This window comes from Gloeobacter violaceus PCC 7421, from assembly GCF_000011385.1.
Taxonomy (GTDB): Bacteria; Cyanobacteriota; Cyanobacteriia; order Gloeobacterales; family Gloeobacteraceae; genus Gloeobacter; species Gloeobacter violaceus.
Map to the genome: position 1 here is coordinate 894,888 of NC_005125.1, position 13,786 is coordinate 908,673.

General features: G+C 63.6%; 21 protein-coding genes and 1 pseudogene. 16 read left to right on the forward strand and 6 right to left on the reverse strand.

Annotated elements, in window-relative coordinates; all coding sequences use genetic code 11:
• Positions 1–57 precede the first annotated feature (57 nt).
• Positions 58–540 (forward strand): diheme cytochrome c, encoded by a 483-nt coding sequence (locus GLL_RS04385; protein ID WP_164928616.1) that lies wholly within the window; start codon positions 58–60, stop codon positions 538–540.
• A gap of 52 nt (positions 541–592) precedes the next feature.
• Entirely contained in the window at positions 593–1,078 is a 486-nt protein-coding gene (locus GLL_RS04390) for an FKBP-type peptidyl-prolyl cis-trans isomerase (RefSeq protein ID WP_011140843.1), read from the forward strand.
• A gap of 44 nt (positions 1,079–1,122) precedes the next feature.
• Here the strand turns inward: GLL_RS04390 and GLL_RS04395 are convergent, their stop codons facing one another.
• Positions 1,123–1,575 (reverse strand): SRPBCC family protein, encoded by a 453-nt coding sequence (locus tag GLL_RS04395; RefSeq protein ID WP_011140844.1) that lies wholly within the window; start codon positions 1,573–1,575, stop codon positions 1,123–1,125.
• A gap of 178 nt (positions 1,576–1,753) precedes the next feature.
• Between GLL_RS04395 and GLL_RS04400 the strand changes: the two genes are divergently transcribed.
• Positions 1,754–2,203: a hypothetical protein gene (locus GLL_RS04400; RefSeq protein WP_011140845.1), complete on the forward strand. Its 450-nt coding sequence runs from the start codon at positions 1,754–1,756 to the stop codon at positions 2,201–2,203.
• 10 nt (positions 2,204–2,213) lie between these two features.
• Here the strand turns inward: GLL_RS04400 and GLL_RS04405 are convergent, their stop codons facing one another.
• The gene (locus GLL_RS04405; RefSeq protein ID WP_011140846.1) at positions 2,214–2,621 is read right to left on the reverse strand and encodes a type II toxin-antitoxin system VapC family toxin; all 408 of its coding nucleotides are present in this window, start codon (positions 2,619–2,621) and stop codon (positions 2,214–2,216) included.
• On the reverse strand, positions 2,618–2,917 hold the full coding sequence (locus tag GLL_RS04410; RefSeq protein ID WP_011140847.1) for a ribbon-helix-helix domain-containing protein: 300 nt from the start codon (positions 2,915–2,917) through the stop codon (positions 2,618–2,620). Before GLL_RS04410 ends, GLL_RS04405 begins: the two co-directional genes overlap by 4 nt.
• A gap of 40 nt (positions 2,918–2,957) precedes the next feature.
• On the opposite strand from GLL_RS04410, the gene nadB reads away from it, so the two are divergent.
• From nadB to GLL_RS04425, 3 genes are read left to right on the forward strand one after another with little or no spacing between them, the layout of a single operon-like run.
• Positions 2,958–4,550, forward strand: a complete 1,593-nt coding sequence (gene nadB, locus GLL_RS04415; RefSeq protein WP_011140848.1) for an L-aspartate oxidase — start codon at positions 2,958–2,960, stop codon at positions 4,548–4,550.
• A 4-nt stretch (positions 4,551–4,554) separates the two neighbouring features.
• Complete coding sequence (coaD, locus tag GLL_RS04420) at positions 4,555–5,040, forward strand: pantetheine-phosphate adenylyltransferase (protein ID WP_011140849.1); 486 nt, start codon at positions 4,555–4,557, stop codon at positions 5,038–5,040.
• On the forward strand, positions 5,037–5,510 hold the full coding sequence (locus tag GLL_RS04425) for a hypothetical protein (RefSeq protein WP_011140850.1): 474 nt from the start codon (positions 5,037–5,039) through the stop codon (positions 5,508–5,510). The genes coaD and GLL_RS04425 overlap by 4 nt, the downstream gene beginning before the upstream one ends.
• On the opposite strand, the gene GLL_RS04430 is transcribed toward GLL_RS04425, so the two are convergent.
• Positions 5,511–6,008, reverse strand: a complete 498-nt coding sequence (locus GLL_RS04430) for a CGLD27 family protein (protein WP_011140851.1) — start codon at positions 6,006–6,008, stop codon at positions 5,511–5,513.
• Positions 6,009–6,086: 78 nt separating this feature from the next.
• Here GLL_RS04430 and GLL_RS04435 point away from each other — a divergent pair, with 78 nt between their 5' ends.
• Positions 6,087–7,070 (forward strand): Gfo/Idh/MocA family protein, encoded by a 984-nt coding sequence (locus tag GLL_RS04435; protein WP_164928617.1) that lies wholly within the window; start codon positions 6,087–6,089, stop codon positions 7,068–7,070.
• Between the two features lie 23 nt (positions 7,071–7,093).
• On the forward strand, positions 7,094–8,542 hold the full coding sequence (cysS, locus tag GLL_RS04440; protein WP_011140853.1) for a cysteine--tRNA ligase: 1,449 nt from the start codon (positions 7,094–7,096) through the stop codon (positions 8,540–8,542).
• A 4-nt stretch (positions 8,543–8,546) separates the two neighbouring features.
• Here cysS and GLL_RS04445 read toward each other — a convergent pair whose 3' ends face one another.
• Together GLL_RS04445 and GLL_RS04450 are read right to left on the reverse strand one after the other, a co-directional pair.
• Complete coding sequence (locus tag GLL_RS04445) at positions 8,547–8,876, reverse strand: hypothetical protein (RefSeq protein WP_011140854.1); 330 nt, start codon at positions 8,874–8,876, stop codon at positions 8,547–8,549.
• A 6-nt stretch (positions 8,877–8,882) separates the two neighbouring features.
• On the reverse strand, positions 8,883–9,305 hold the full coding sequence (locus tag GLL_RS04450; protein ID WP_011140855.1) for a DUF4346 domain-containing protein: 423 nt from the start codon (positions 9,303–9,305) through the stop codon (positions 8,883–8,885).
• A gap of 122 nt (positions 9,306–9,427) precedes the next feature.
• On the opposite strand from GLL_RS04450, the gene GLL_RS04455 reads away from it, so the two are divergent.
• From GLL_RS04455 to GLL_RS04490, 8 genes and pseudogenes are all read left to right on the forward strand, one after another.
• Positions 9,428–9,763, forward strand: a complete 336-nt coding sequence (locus GLL_RS04455; RefSeq protein WP_011140856.1) for a rubredoxin — start codon at positions 9,428–9,430, stop codon at positions 9,761–9,763.
• A gap of 1 nt (position 9,764) precedes the next feature.
• Complete coding sequence (locus tag GLL_RS04460; protein ID WP_011140857.1) at positions 9,765–10,736, forward strand: photosynthesis system II assembly factor Ycf48; 972 nt, start codon at positions 9,765–9,767, stop codon at positions 10,734–10,736.
• A 74-nt stretch (positions 10,737–10,810) separates the two neighbouring features.
• On the forward strand, positions 10,811–11,065 hold the full coding sequence (psbE, locus tag GLL_RS04465; protein ID WP_011140858.1) for a cytochrome b559 subunit alpha: 255 nt from the start codon (positions 10,811–10,813) through the stop codon (positions 11,063–11,065).
• A gap of 19 nt (positions 11,066–11,084) precedes the next feature.
• The gene (psbF, locus tag GLL_RS04470) at positions 11,085–11,240 is read left to right on the forward strand and encodes a cytochrome b559 subunit beta (protein WP_011140859.1); all 156 of its coding nucleotides are present in this window, start codon (positions 11,085–11,087) and stop codon (positions 11,238–11,240) included.
• 15 nt (positions 11,241–11,255) lie between these two features.
• Positions 11,256–11,369: a photosystem II reaction center protein L gene (gene psbL, locus GLL_RS04475; RefSeq protein ID WP_011140860.1), complete on the forward strand. Its 114-nt coding sequence runs from the start codon at positions 11,256–11,258 to the stop codon at positions 11,367–11,369.
• A 10-nt stretch (positions 11,370–11,379) separates the two neighbouring features.
• Positions 11,380–11,493, forward strand: a pseudogene (locus GLL_RS04480) (photosystem II reaction center protein J); the annotation flags it as partial.
• A 157-nt stretch (positions 11,494–11,650) separates the two neighbouring features.
• Entirely contained in the window at positions 11,651–12,343 is a 693-nt protein-coding gene (locus tag GLL_RS04485) for a response regulator transcription factor (RefSeq protein ID WP_164928618.1), read from the forward strand.
• Entirely contained in the window at positions 12,340–13,782 is a 1,443-nt protein-coding gene (locus GLL_RS04490; RefSeq protein ID WP_011140863.1) for a sensor histidine kinase, read from the forward strand. The genes GLL_RS04485 and GLL_RS04490 overlap by 4 nt, the downstream gene beginning before the upstream one ends.
• Positions 13,783–13,786: the final 4 nt, after the last annotated feature.

The following is a 13,786-nucleotide window of genomic DNA, read 5'->3' on the forward strand; positions in this document are numbered from 1 at the left end:
AAAGACATCGCGCCCAAGAAGCGATCCCGGCCGCTGATCCTGGGTGGGTGCTTCGCTGTGACCCTGTTTGTCGCCGTCGGTACCAGCTGGATGGTGCGTGCCCAACCCGCCCCCCAGAAACCCCTCGAGGGCAAGCTCGAAAGCAGCCGCGAGGAGCAGCTGGCTCCCCAGTACAAACTGGGCCGGGAACTTTATATCAAGAATTGCAGCCACTGCCACCTGGCCATCCCGCCGGAGGTGTTCCCGAGCGATACCTGGCGGGCGCTGTTGCTCGATAGCTACCACTACGGCCGTCAGGTGCAGATCGACTTTCGCCCCGAGAAGCTGCTCGTCTGGCAGTACCTGCGCGACTACTCGCGCGCGTTGCAGGAAAAAGAACCGGTACCCTACTACTTCGCTGAATCGCGCTACTTCCGGGCGCTGCACCCGAAAGTGCCGCTGCCGAAGCGGCCCGACGCCGCCTCCTGCCTGCAGTGCCACCCGGGGGCCAAGGCGGACAACTACCTGCGCCTCAGCGCCGAGTGGGAAGAAAAACCGTAGCCCAAACGGCAGCCTGCGCTACACTCGTTCAGGTTGAAATTACAAGCGGGCCATGCTCAACAAATTTACTCGCCTCACCCTCGCCACCGCCTTGCTGCTTGCGGCCACCGCCGTAGCGGTGGGCGAGACTGCCGTTGCCCAGAGCCCCAGCCCCACCACAGGAAAAAATAAAATGCCTCAGCCAGGCCAAACTCCCTCGTACACCACCACCACCTCCGGCCTCAAGTACCTCGACGAGACCGTGGGCAACGGTGCTTCGCCCCAGAAAGGCCAGCGCGTCACCGTGCACTACACCGGCACCCTCGAAGACGGCAAGAAGTTCGACTCCTCGCGGGATCGGGGCCAGCCCTTCAGCTTTACCATCGGTGTCGGCCAGGTGATTCAGGGCTGGGACGAGGGTGTCGCCACGATGAAGGTGGGCGGCAAGCGCAAACTGGTCGTCCCGGCCAACCTGGGCTACGGTGCCCGCGGTGCGGGAGGGGTGATCCCGCCCAACGCCACGCTGCTGTTCGACGTCGAACTGTTGGGCGTGCAGTAGGTTTCAGGCACCGGGCGTCAGTGACCGCCTCCCGACACGAGTGCTTAGACCACGGACTGGCTGGGAGTTTCGGCTTCCACCATCGTCTGAAAACGCTTGAGGTCGTCCAGCAGATTTTCGTCCACCCAACGCTGTACCCCGACGCGATCCAGAAATGCCCCGACCATCCCGCCCGGGGTATCGAAGGACAGGGTAAGACGCAGGCGGCAACCCCGCTCGGTGGGAAAAAATTCCGCCGATCCGCGGTTGGAGAGGCCTGAGACTGATTCCCAGCCGATGAGCCTGAGGGGAATGCGCCGGGTGATCCGCGAGGTCCATTCCACCAACAGCGGTGCAGCCGGGCCAAACTTCCAGCGCGAAAGATCTCCCGCACCCGGCAGAATCTTGACCTCCTGCACAAAGCGCATCCAGCGCGGCAGATTTTCCATGTCCGCCCAGATTGCGTATACCTGCGCCACCGGAGCAGCCACATCCACTTCCACCGTGCGTTCGATCATCGTGTACCCACTTCAGTCCTTTACAAAAGTATAAACTATCGGAAATTGCGCCGGGTCGTCCCTATTGCTGATTACGCCGCGAACTGGTGCTGCGGAGCATGTGAGTGTATGACAGAAGGTCTATGGCGACCTAGCCCCGATTCGGTGGCATGGTTGCAATGCAGGACTGTGCCTACCGATGTACGACTGGTTTTTGATCGCCCACAGTCTCACCCGCTGGCTGCTGCTCGCTGCCATGGCATTGGCGCTCGGCTGGAGCTGGTTTGGCTTTTTGAGCCGCCGCAAGTGGCAGCCGGAAGATCAGCGGCCGGGGGCCTGGTTCGCCAATCTCGCCTCGCTGCAGTTTGTGCTGGGACTGGGGCTGTTTCTGGACCCGTCGGGTCTCGCCCGCAACGCCCTTGGCAATTTGGGCGAAACGATGAAAAACCGCGAACTGCGTCTATTTGCCCTCGAACACCCCCTGCAGATGTTTGTGGCCATCGCCCTCGCCCACTTGGGCTCCACCCGTTCAAGAAAAGCGAAGACGAGCGCCGGCAGTTGGCTGTGGTCGGTGGTGTGCTACACCTCTGCGGCCTTGCTGATCTTGACGGCCATTCCCTGGAGCCGTCCATTGTTGCGCTTGCCTTAGGGCTACCCCCCTACGAGCGCCAGTTCTCCAGACGAAGGCCGCCGACCCGCTCGAATTCAGTGGTGTTCGAGGTGACGAAAATCAGACCGCGGCATACCGCGCAACCAGCCAGGAGCACATCGTATGCCCCAATGGGTCTGCCTTGTTTTGTCAGGCCGGCGCGGATTGCGCCGGCCGCACGAGCGTCCTCAAGACTCAAGGGCAGTATCTGAACGCTGTCCACAAATGCGGCCAACACAGGAGCCACCTTCTCAGCCCGTTTCGGATTGAACTGAAGCCCGCATTCGATTTCCATCACCGTGATGCTGGAAATGGAAACCAGCGTCGGCGCCGTGGACTTGATCCGGGCGATCACGCCGGGCTGCGCTTTTGCAAAGTCGCTAACAGTGCAGGTGTCGAGTAAATACACAAATGTCACGCCAGCGGATCCTGTCTCGGTGGCAAAAGCTCGTCTCGATAGCTCTCGAACGTCGGCAGATCTTCGACACCCTTAAATTCCATGACTATGTCCGGCCAACGCGGTTGATCTCTTGTCGCAAGCCACTCGCGCAAGGCCTGACGGATGAGCGCGTTGCGGGTGAGCCCCGTCTGGCCGGCTACACGCTTGAGTTGTTCGCCTGTCTGATCGTCAACGTAAATATTGAAGTGCACGACACCCTCGGATATTTTTATCACATATTGATATGTTATACGTGCCCGGAGCACAAACACCATGGGCAGCCACGCCCGCGCGGATCGCCGATAATAGCGGATTATGAAAGCTTACGATGCGATCGTGATCGGCAGCGGCGCGGCGGGACTGTATACGGCCCTGAAGCTGCCGCGCGAGTGGCGTATCGCCCTACTCACCAAAGAAAATTTGACCCTTTCTTCGAGCCAATGGGCCCAGGGGGGGATCGCTGCGGTAGTCGAGCCGGATGACTCCTTTCGGCTCCATTACGAGGACACCCTGGCGGCTGGGGCAGGCTTGTGCGAGCCGGAGGCGGTGCGGGTGCTGGTGGAGGAAGCGCCCGAGCGCATTCGCGAACTGATCGCACTGGGGGTCGAGTTCGATCGCTACCAGGGGCGGCTCGCAGTCACCCTCGAAGCGGCCCACTCCCGCAGGCGCATCTTGCACGCCGCCGACGCCACCGGCCGCGAACTGGTGCGCGCCCTGGTCGAGGAGGTGCGCGACCTTGGCAACATCCGCGTCGTCGAGGAGGCCCTTGCCATCGACCTGGCCCTCGACGGCGGGCGCTGTCGCGGGGTGCTGGTGGACGCGCTCGGGGTGCGCGAATGGTACATGTCGCCGGTGACAGTGCTTGCCACCGGCGGGGCCGGGCAGGTGTTCGCCTACACCACCAACCCCGCAGTCGCTACAGGCGACGGGATCGCCATGGCGGCCCGGGCGGGGGTGGCGCTGCGGGATCTCGAATTCGTCCAGTTTCATCCGACGGCGCTTGCCATCGACGGGGCGCCGCGCTTTTTGATCTCAGAAGCGGTGCGCGGCGAAGGGGGACAACTGGTCAACCTGGCCGGCGAGCGCTTCATGGGCCGCTACCACCCTCAGGGGGAACTGGCTCCGCGCGACGTGGTCGCCCGGGCCATCTTCGATCAGATGCAATCGAGCGGCGCCACCCACGTGCTTATCGACCTGCGGCCCATCGGCGAAGCGACGATTGAGCAGCGCTTTCCCAACATCGCCCACGTCTGCCGCAAGTTCGGCGTCGATGTCTTCAGTGAAGCGGTCCCCGTCGCCCCCGCCGCCCACTACTGGATGGGCGGCGTTCTCACCGATCTCGATGGCCGCACAAGCTTGCCGGGGCTGTTTGCCGTGGGTGAAGTCGCTTCCACCGGCGTGCACGGCGCCAATCGCCTCGCGAGCAATTCGCTGCTGGAATGTCTGGTTTTTGCCCACCGCATCGCCGAGGCCGTGCGCAGTAGCGGCATCAGCCGTACCGCCGCAGGCATCATTCACTTTCCGCCCGCCGCCGCCCAGAGCCCGGTCAACTTTGAACTGGTTCAACGCATCCGCAACGAAATGCCGTGGTTGGTTTGGCGCACCTGCGGGATCATCCGCGAGGCAGACGGCCTCAGGCGCGGCTTGGAGCAGTTGCAAATGTGGAAACAGCAACTGAGCGGCGTCGATGCCACCACCGAGCGAGCCACCCTGGAGGTGCGCAATCTGGTGATTGCTGCGGAACTGTTGCTCAAAAGCGCCCTCTTGCGCACCGAGTCGCGGGGGGGGCACTACCGCAGCGACCACCCGGCCCCGGATCCCGCCTGGCAGGTACACACTGAGATTGCCGAGGGCCGCTTGTTTCAAACCCCGCTCGCGGTCGCTAAAATAAGACCAACTTCAGGCTAGCCACTTGATCGCACTGTATCCGGGGAGCTTTGATCCCCTGACCTACGGCCATCTGGATATTATCGAGCGCGCCGCCCGTCTGTTCGACCGGGTGGTCGTCGCCGTACTGCGCAACCCGGCCAAGGTGCCGCTGTTTACCGTCGAGGAGCGCCTCAGCCAGATCCAAAAGGCCGTACGCCACCTCGACAATGTCGAAGTCGAAGCGTTCCATGGGCTCACGGTCACCGTCGCCCGCCGCCTTGATGCCCGGGTACTGCTGCGCGGGCTGCGGGCGGTCTCCGATTTTGAGGCCGAACTGCAAATGGCCCAGACCAACCGCACCCTGGCGACCGAAATCGAGACGCTGTTTTTGAGCACTTCGACCGAGCACAGCTTCTTGAGCAGTTCGCTGGTCAAGAACATCGCCGCGGCCGGCGGCCCGGTGTCGCACATGGTGCCTGAGCACATTGAGAAAGAACTGCGGACGCGGTTCGCCGGAGCGCCTCTATGAACATCCAGAAGGAACTCGACCGCTTGGAGGACATGATTCTTTCCTCGCCGCGCATCCCCTTTACCGGCCGCACCGTGATCGACGAGAATGCCATCCTCGACATCCTCGACCGCATCCGCATGAATTTACCCAAGGTGATCGAAGAAGCCGAGCGCGTCGTCGATCAAAGCGAAGCACTCGTCGCCCAGGCCCAACAGGAGGCCGAGCGCATCTTGACCCTGGCCGAACAACGCGCCGAGCGGGTGGTGGAAGAATCGGAACTGTTGCGGGTGGCCCGTTCGCGCGCCGAAGACCTCAAAGCTGCCGCCCAAAAAGAAGCCGACCAGATCCAGCAGACCGCCCTTCAGCAGGCCCAGGCGGTCCAAAGCGGCGCCGATCAATACGCCGAGCGCGTTTTAGGCAAACTCGAAGGCGACCTCGGCCAGCTGTTGCAAATTGTCAAAAACGGCCGCCAGAGCCTGCACGGCTAATCACATCAACCAGCAGAGCAAGGCTTCGACGGCATAGAAAAGGGCGAGGGCAGCCAGGGTGCGCCGCAGCCGCCGCATCACCGGGGCTACCTGGTACTCAACCACCAACCGGTCTTTTGCCAGATCCTCGGCGGGCTTGGTCCAGAAACTGCCGTCGTACCAACCGGTTTCTTCGTAGTGCACGCTCGCCGAGAGCAAGCGCGTATGCACATAGGACCAGCCCAGGTAGAGCCGCAGCAGCACCAGCCCCAGGATGATCCCAGCACCGCCCGCACCGCCCACCAGAAACTGCCATGGCATGCGCCCCGGCGGGAAACTCCAGGCGGCCACCGGCCCGCTCACAATCCAGGCCACTGACCAGACCGCCAGGATTGTGCCCAGGTAAACCCGCGGCTCGACGGTCGCCCAACGAAAAAAGTACGAACTGCGTAGCTGCTGATACTCGTTGAACGGGCGCTGTTCGGGAGGTATCGCTACGGTGGGAGTCCGGCGCTCCATGCCTGAGTACAAACTCCTATCCTGGAGAGGGGCTCCTCTCCAGTCTATCGGTCACCACTACCTATGTTGCATTTCTTAATGCCTCCCTGGCCCACGGCGATCGTGGGCACGGGTTACGCAGCCCGCCAGCGGGCCATCACCCTCTCGGGCGATCCGCGCATCAAGCTCGTCGGTTTTATCGGCCACAGCCCGGCTGCAAGCGAAAAGTTTATGGCCGAATTCGGCATCGGGACGGGTGACGAAACGCTGCTTGCCGGGGCGCACTTGGTCTTTGTCTGCACTGTCAACCGCGACCACGGCCTCTGGGTGCGCCGCGCCCTGGAGCAGGGTGCCCACGTCGTAGTCGAGTATCCGCTGGCGCTGGATGCTGCCGAGGGGGCGGCGCTGATCGCCCTGGCACGCGAGCGCCGCCTGCTGTTGCATGTCGAACATATCGAGCTGATGAGCGGCATCCACCAGGCATTGGCCGGGCAGATGGCGGCGGTGGGTCCGGTGCATCTGGCCCGCTACAGCAATGTGGTCGCCCGCCTGCCCGAGCCGGGGCGCTGGACCTTTTCGGTGGATCTGTTCGGTTTTCCGCTGGTGGGGGCACTCTCGCGCCTCAGCCGCCTGGTGGACCTGGTAGGGCCGGTCGCCTCGGTCTTCTGCCAGAACCGCTACTTCGATTTGACCCCCGACGGCTACTACCGCGGCTGTTCGTGCGTGGCGCAACTTCAATTTGAGTGCGGAGCGGTCGGACAGCTCGCCTACGCCAAAGGAGCGGGCTGCTACCAATCCGAGACCCGCCTCGAACTGGCAGGCAGCCGGGGGGCGGTCATCCACGACGGCGAAAAGCTGCTGGTGCTGGATGGCCAGGATACCCGCATCCTGGAGCCCGGCAGCCGCCGGGGGCTTTTCGAGCGTGACACGCGCATGGTGCTCGATGTCCTCCAAGGCAGGGGCGAACTGTACACCACCCCCGAGCGCAGCCTGCACATTCTGGCGACAGCCGCCGCCTGCGAGCGCTCCGCCGCCCTCGGCCGCAGCGAAGCGGTGGAAGTTCCGGCACTCCCCATAGGATAGAAACAGCACGCCCAGGGTGGTCCATGGCCTTGCAGATCTACAACACGCTCACGCGCCGCAAAGAACCGTTCGTCCCCCTCGAAGCGGGCACAGTCAAAATGTACGTCTGCGGCGTCACCGTCTACGATTACTGTCACCTGGGCCACGGGCGCACCTACGTCGTCTGGGACACCGTTCGCCGCTACCTGATTTCGCGCGGCTACGCGGTCACGTATGTTCAGAATTTTACGGACGTCGACGACAAGATCCTGCGCCGCGCCCAGCAGGAAGGCACCACGATGGAGGCGGTTGCCGAAAAGTACATCGCCGCCTACTTCGAGGACATGGACAGACTCAACGTCCTGCGGGCGGACAGCTACCCGCGCGCCACCCAGACGATGCCCGAGATCGGCGCATTGATCGATCGGCTCACCTCGATCGGGTACGCCTATCCGGCGGCGGGGGATGTCTACTACAGCGTCCGGCGCTTTGCCGAGTACGGCAAGCTCTCGGGCAAGCGCCTGGCCGAACTGGAGGCGGGAGCAAGCGAGCGGCTGCAGGACGAAGAACTGGCGCGCAAGAAAGACCCGTTCGACTTCGCCCTCTGGAAAGGAGCCAAACCGGGAGAGCCCGCCTGGGATTCACCCTGGGGAGCGGGTCGGCCGGGCTGGCACATCGAGTGCTCGGCGATGGTGAGAAAAAGTCTGGGAGAAACCATCGACATCCACGCCGGGGGCGAGGATTTGCAATTTCCCCACCACGAAAACGAAATTGCCCAGTCGGAGGCCGTGACGGGTAAGCCGCTCGCGCGCTACTGGATGCACAACGCTTTTCTCAACGTCGTGAACTCCTCCGGGGCCGAGGAGAAGATGTCTAAGTCCCTGGGCAACTTCAAGACGCTGCGGGATCTGTTCGAAGTTTTCCCACCGATGGCCCTGCGGTTATTTTTGCTCAAGACCTCCTACCGCAACCCGATCGCCTTTTCGGCCGAAGCTTTCAAGGGTTCCGAGCAAAACTGGCGAGAGCTGGAAGAGGTGCTGCAACTGGCGGGCTGGATTGCTGGGCAGGGCCGGCCTGCCACCGACGACATCGAGTCCGAACCCTGGGTGCGGCGCTTCAACGAGGCGATGGACGACGATTTTAATACTGCCGCCGCCCTCGCCGAGGTAATCGCCCTGGGTAAGCAACTGGCCGGCCGCTACCACGCCGCCATCCACGGCACGCCCCTCGCGGACCCGGCGCGATTTGCCCGGGAGTGGCGCACATTTGCTCTGCTGTGCGACATCCTGGGCCTGAAGGCCGCTGAGCCCGAGGCGCGCCAATCGGCCCTTCCCGAGGCTGAGATCGAAGCGCAAATCGCCCTGCGCCGTCAGGCCCGCGAAGAGCGCAACTGGGCGGAGGCCGACCGCATCCGCAAGCAACTACTGGATCAGGGCATCGTGCTTATCGACCACAAAGAAAAACCGACCACCTGGCGCCACGCCGATCCGTGAGCGTTCACGGCCTGAGGGTGAGAAGCCAGCTAATCAACAGCAACAGCGCAAACAGCAGCGGCACGCTCCAGAAGCGCTTACTCACGGGCGTCTGGTACATCGGCGGCGGCTCGGCCGGGGCGCGCTCGTCGCGGTAAAGCGTGCAGCGCCGCGCCTCCGGAAAATCGGGCAGATTGCAATCCTCCCGGTAGGTGCAGTGCCCGCAGAGCACTTCGCCTTTGGGGGCCACCGCGATGCGGATACCCGGACGGTCGCCCGCCAGAAAACCCAGCCGGCATTCGGGGCAATGCAGTTCCTTCTCGCTCAGCAAGGTGCCGCAGCGGGGGCAGCGCATCGGTCTTCAGTCCTGCACGTACTCGGTACCGTGGATGAGGGCGTACTCGGCGCGTTGCAATTCGCGTCCCAGGTAGGCGGCGTGGTTGAACATGCCCACCGGCGGCGGGGCGTCCGATTCGAACAGCTTGACGCACATCTCCTTGGCCGTGCGCGCTGTGTAAGTGGACAGCAGCGGCGTGCTCACCGGGCCGCGCGCCGGCAGCGGCTTACCGGTCTGGGGGTCAATCGCCAGACCGCGAGCGTCGACGGTGAGGCCGAAGTGCCGGGCGACAAGCAGACCCTCCTGACGGTCGACGGCGATTAAAAAATACCCGGCCGCGTCGAGATCGATATGGCGACTGGACAGATTGCGGTCCACCTCTTCGATGCGCGATTGCCAGGGGGAAATTTGCTGAACCATGAAGATCTGCTGAAGAATTGTTTCCATCCTAAATACGGCGATAGGGAGCGTCAAATCGTGGCACAAAGCGGAGGGAGGGGGTATCCTCTATAGTGAAGAGAAATTAAGTTTTTCTTCATATTTAGCCCGTCGCTTTGCTGCCAACCGCCATGACGACCCAGATTACCGACCCAACGCAACTCGACCGCTACGAGTGCCGTACCTGCGGCTACATCTACGAGCCGACCAAGGGTGACGCTACGGTACCGGCGGGCACACCCTTCGAGGAACTCGCCGCCGACTGGCGCTGTCCGATTTGCTCCTCGGCCACCAGCCGCTTCAAAAGCATCGGCCCGAAGGTGGGAACGGTGGCCGGGTTCGAGGAGAACGCCGGCTACGGCTGGGGTGTCAATGTCCTCAACGCCCAGACCAAGAACGTCTTGATCTTTGGCGCTTTGTTCTTGGGTTTTCTGTTTTTCATGAGCATCTATTTTTTGGGCAACTGACATGGGCAAATGGAGCGGGCTGGGGCTGGGGTTGCTGCTGCTGGTGCTCGCCGGTTGCGGGGCGCCTCCCCTCGAGCGCGATGAATGGAAAGTGATCCCGACGGGTCTTTCCGATAAGGCCGATTTGCTGGATATCGCTTTTGTCGACGACAAGAACGGCTGGGCGGTAGGCAGCCGCTCGACGCTGCTGCGCACCGCCGACGGTGGTGAGAGCTGGACCGCCGTCCCCGTCAAGCTCGATTCGGATTCGCGCTTTTTGTCGGTGAGCTTCGACGGCAAAAACGGCTGGATAGGCGGCGAACCGAAGCGGCTGTTGCGCACCGTCAACGGTGGCGCAAGCTGGACGTCGATCACCCTCGATCAGCGCCTGCCGGGTAGCCCCCTCAAAGTTTATGCCCTTGGTGCCGACACCGCCGAAGTCGTGCTCAATTCGGGCCTGGTGATCAAGACCGTCAACGGCGGCAAGAACTGGCAGGTGGTTACCCCGGCCTCAGCGGGCGGCATCCGCAGCGCCGAGCGCGTCGCCGACGGTTCCTACTGGGTGGTCTCCACTCGGGGCGGCTCCTATTTGCAATGGAAGCCCGGCGATCCGCAGTGGACCAACTACGAACGCACCAGTTCCCGGCGCATCCAGGCGATGGGCTTTAGCAGCGGCAAAGCCGGCTGGATGATCAACCAGGGCGGCGAGATGCAATTTACCGCCAACCAGGGCGAAACCTGGACGCCGGGCCGCTCGGTGATCCTCAACGGCCTCAGTCTGCTCGACGCCGACTACACCGCCGCCGACAAAAAAATCTGGGCGGCGGGCGGCGGCGGCACGCTCATCGTCAGCGCCGACGACGGCCAGAACTGGAAGGCTGAGGAGGTTCCCGGCATCAAAGGCAGCCTGCTTAACGTCGAATTTATCGGCAACAAAGGCTTCGTGTTGGGCCAGAACGGCGTGTTGCTCAAATACCGGGGGGCCGCAGATTAAATTCTTGTTGTCTCGTGTAATGTTCCGTATCATTGTGTAAAATTGCAGTCAAGAGTCCTGGGAGGCCTTATCTTATGTCGAGCCGCAGCACTGGCGAGCGCCCTTTCACCGATATCATCACCAGTACGCGCTACTGGATCATTCACATTCCCGCTATAACCATTTTGTTTGCGAGTGGTTTTCTATTCGTTTACACGGGGCTCGCCTACGACGTGTTCGGCACTCCCCGCCCCGACGAATACTACAACTCCGACAACACCAAAAAGCCGCTGGTGAACAAGCGCTTCGAGGCGAAGCAGCAGCTGGACGAAGCCACCAAGAACAAATAATTTTGCAGGAAGCACTGTCATGACCACTTCTTCGAACCGTCCCACCCCCGGTGGCCCGACCCAGCCCGTCTCCTACCCGGTCTTCACCGTCCGCTGGCTGGCGGTCCACGCCCTGACCGTGCCCACGATCTTCTTCCTGGGCGCTCTGGCCGCGATGCAGTTTATCCAGCGCTAAGACGGAGAAAATCTCGTGTCCAAAGATCCGAAAAATCCTGGCGTCGAGCTGAACCGCACTTCCCTGTACATGGGCCTGGTGCTGGTGCTCGTGATCATCTTGCTGTTCTCCAACTACTTCATCAACTAATCGGAGCGCGACGATGCCGCAAAGAATTCCCCTGTGGATGGTGGGTGTGATGGCCGGTCTGGGCGTGATTGCGATCCTGGGGCTGTTCTTCTACGGTTCCTACGCCGGTCTCGGCGCCGGTTAGATCCCGCGTTTCCCATCGATTCGCGCAAGCGCGCAGTCTGTCGGCACCTGCCGCGGCTGGGCGTTTTCCCGTGTTTAACAGATTTCTAACATTCTTTCGGTAGCCTGGGTCTCAAGGCAGAGCCTCCCCGCCTGTGCCGCCGTCTCCGGGTGTAACCATGCCGAACGCCGCTATCCTCGTCGTCGAAGACGACCCGCTCATTCTTGAGACCATTCGCCGCTACCTCGAACACGCAGGGCACCGTTGCCATTGCGCCGCCGACGGTTGGGAGGCCGACCGGCTCGCCCTGCGCCACCGCCCGGATCTGGTGGTGCTCGACTGGATGCTGCCGGGCGTGGACGGTCTGGCGCTGTGCGAGCGCTGGCGCAAAGGGGAGTACTTCGCGCCTGTGTTGATGCTCACGGCGCGCACCGAGGAGGACCACCGCGTGCGCGCTCTGGCGGGCGGGGCAGACGACTACCTGGACAAACCTTTCTCTGCAAAGGAACTGGTGGCCCGGGTGCAGGCCCTGCTGCGCCGCGCCTACGCCAGCGGTTACCGCGACTGCAGCCCCAAAAACGGCCTGCTGGTCGATCGCAACACCCGTCAGGTGCAGCTGCACGGTCGCCCGATCGACCTGCGGGCCCGGGAATTCGACCTGCTCGCCCAGTTGGCCGATCACCCCGGCCGGGTGTACTCGCGCGACGAACTGCTCGAGCGGGTCTGGGGCTACGACTTCGAAGGCGGTCACCGGACGATCGACGTGCACGTGCGCAAGCTCCGCGAGAAGCTCGAGCCGGATCCCACCCGCCCGGTCTATGTGCTCACCGTCTGGGGTGTGGGTTACAAATTCGCGGGACCGCCGCGGTGAGCTTCCACCCAAGGGCCCTGGTGCCCCGCACGCTCTGGGGCCGCCTGACCCTCGCCTTCGTGGGCCTGACGGCCGCCTGCCTGTGGGGAATCGGCCTGGTGCTCGGCGACGCCCTCAACAATTTTTTTGTTCAAGACGCCCAGGCGCGCCTCGACCGCCAGGCTCGCGGGCTCGCGGAGTTGGCGCCCTCCGATTGGCGGGCGGCGACTCGCCTGAGCGCCCGTCAAAATCAACTGCAGGTGCTCGTCTTCGACGCGCGGGAGAACACGGTGGCGAGCGCCCAGGGGCTCGCCGGGGTGCACCAGGTGGTGATCCCCCGCGGCATCGTCCGCAAGACCCTCACAGGCCAGGGCCAGCGGGGCCGCCTCTGGGTCGAGGGGGAGACCAAGTATCCCTGGTGGCTCTACAGCACCGCACCCGTGCGCACCAGCGGCGCGATCGGCGCGGCGGTCTACGTGGCGATGCCCCTGCTGCGGCCCCGCCGTTTTGCCCAGCAGGTGACCGGTCTTGCGATGCTGTGCGTGGGCGGGGCGATGGTGCTGGCGGTACTGGCCGGTTTGGGCCTCGCCCGCACGATCGCGGGTCCTTTGCAGCGGTTGACCCGGCAGGCCAGACAGCTGGAAGCGGGGGACTACCAGGCCCGCTGCGGCCTGGACGGGGACGATGAAATCGCCCGCCTGGGCTTGACGCTCGACGCGATGGCCGGACGACTGGAGGAGACGATCGCGAGCCTCAAAGCCCAGGAAGCTTCCCGCCGGGAGTTGCTGGCCAACATTTCCCACGATCTGCGCACGCCGTTGACGGCAATGCGCCTCAGCTTAGAGGCGGTGCTCGACGGGGTCGTCAACGGCGAGCAGGTGGGCGGCTACCTGGAGAAGATGCGGCGCGAAGCGATTTACCTCGGGCAACTGGTTGATCAATTGATGCTGTTGGCCCGCTCCGACAGCGGCCAACTCGAAGTCAGCCTGCGGGAGGTCCCGATCGCCGCACTGCTCGGCGAAGCGCTCGAGCGGATCGAGCCGCAGGCCATCGCCCGGGGCGTCTTCCTGGATGGGCGCTGGTCCGGGCACCTGCCGGCCGTCAGGTTGGACGCGCATCTGAGCGCCCAGGTGCTCGCCAACCTGCTCGACAACGCCGTCAAGTACACCCCTGAAGGCGGTTCGGTGATCCTCTCGGCGCGCGACACCGGCGGCGGGGCGGTGCAGATCACCGTCGAAGACACCGGATCCGGCATGGACGCGCAGGTGCTCAAACGGGCGACCGAACGCTTCTGGCGGGCGGATCCGGCTCGCTCGGGAGGCGGGTTCGGCCTGGGGCTCGCCATCGCCGAGCGCCTGTGCCGCCTGCAGGGGGTCGGCCTCGAAATCGCCAGCGCCCCGGGCCGGGGAACGGCGGTGATCCTGCGCCTGCCCGTGCGGCGCCCCGACTCGGCGGCGTAGCCGG

Bases quoted from the DNA above. Each gene is read 5' to 3' on its own strand.
- GLL_RS04390 (WP_011140843.1), top strand. From the start codon at position 593: ATGCTCAACAAATTTACTCGCCTCACCCTCGCCACCGCCTTGCTGCTT.
- GLL_RS04395 (WP_011140844.1), bottom strand. From the start codon at position 1,575: ATGATCGAACGCACGGTGGAAGTGGATGTGGCTGCTCCGGTGGCGCAG.
- GLL_RS04400 (WP_011140845.1), top strand. From the start codon at position 1,754: ATGTACGACTGGTTTTTGATCGCCCACAGTCTCACCCGCTGGCTGCTG.
- GLL_RS04410 (WP_011140847.1), bottom strand. From the start codon at position 2,917: ATGGTGTTTGTGCTCCGGGCACGTATAACATATCAATATGTGATAAAA.
- nadB (WP_011140848.1), top strand. From the start codon at position 2,958: ATGAAAGCTTACGATGCGATCGTGATCGGCAGCGGCGCGGCGGGACTG.
- GLL_RS04425 (WP_011140850.1), top strand. From the start codon at position 5,037: ATGAACATCCAGAAGGAACTCGACCGCTTGGAGGACATGATTCTTTCC.
- GLL_RS04430 (WP_011140851.1), bottom strand. From the start codon at position 6,008: ATGGAGCGCCGGACTCCCACCGTAGCGATACCTCCCGAACAGCGCCCG.
- GLL_RS04435 (WP_164928617.1), top strand. From the start codon at position 6,087: ATGCCTCCCTGGCCCACGGCGATCGTGGGCACGGGTTACGCAGCCCGC.
- cysS (WP_011140853.1), top strand. From the start codon at position 7,094: ATGGCCTTGCAGATCTACAACACGCTCACGCGCCGCAAAGAACCGTTC.
- GLL_RS04445 (WP_011140854.1), bottom strand. From the start codon at position 8,876: ATGCGCTGCCCCCGCTGCGGCACCTTGCTGAGCGAGAAGGAACTGCAT.
- GLL_RS04450 (WP_011140855.1), bottom strand. From the start codon at position 9,305: ATGGAAACAATTCTTCAGCAGATCTTCATGGTTCAGCAAATTTCCCCC.
- GLL_RS04455 (WP_011140856.1), top strand. From the start codon at position 9,428: ATGACGACCCAGATTACCGACCCAACGCAACTCGACCGCTACGAGTGC.
- GLL_RS04460 (WP_011140857.1), top strand. From the start codon at position 9,765: ATGGGCAAATGGAGCGGGCTGGGGCTGGGGTTGCTGCTGCTGGTGCTC.
- psbE (WP_011140858.1), top strand. From the start codon at position 10,811: ATGTCGAGCCGCAGCACTGGCGAGCGCCCTTTCACCGATATCATCACC.
- psbF (WP_011140859.1), top strand. From the start codon at position 11,085: ATGACCACTTCTTCGAACCGTCCCACCCCCGGTGGCCCGACCCAGCCC.
- GLL_RS04485 (WP_164928618.1), top strand. From the start codon at position 11,651: ATGCCGAACGCCGCTATCCTCGTCGTCGAAGACGACCCGCTCATTCTT.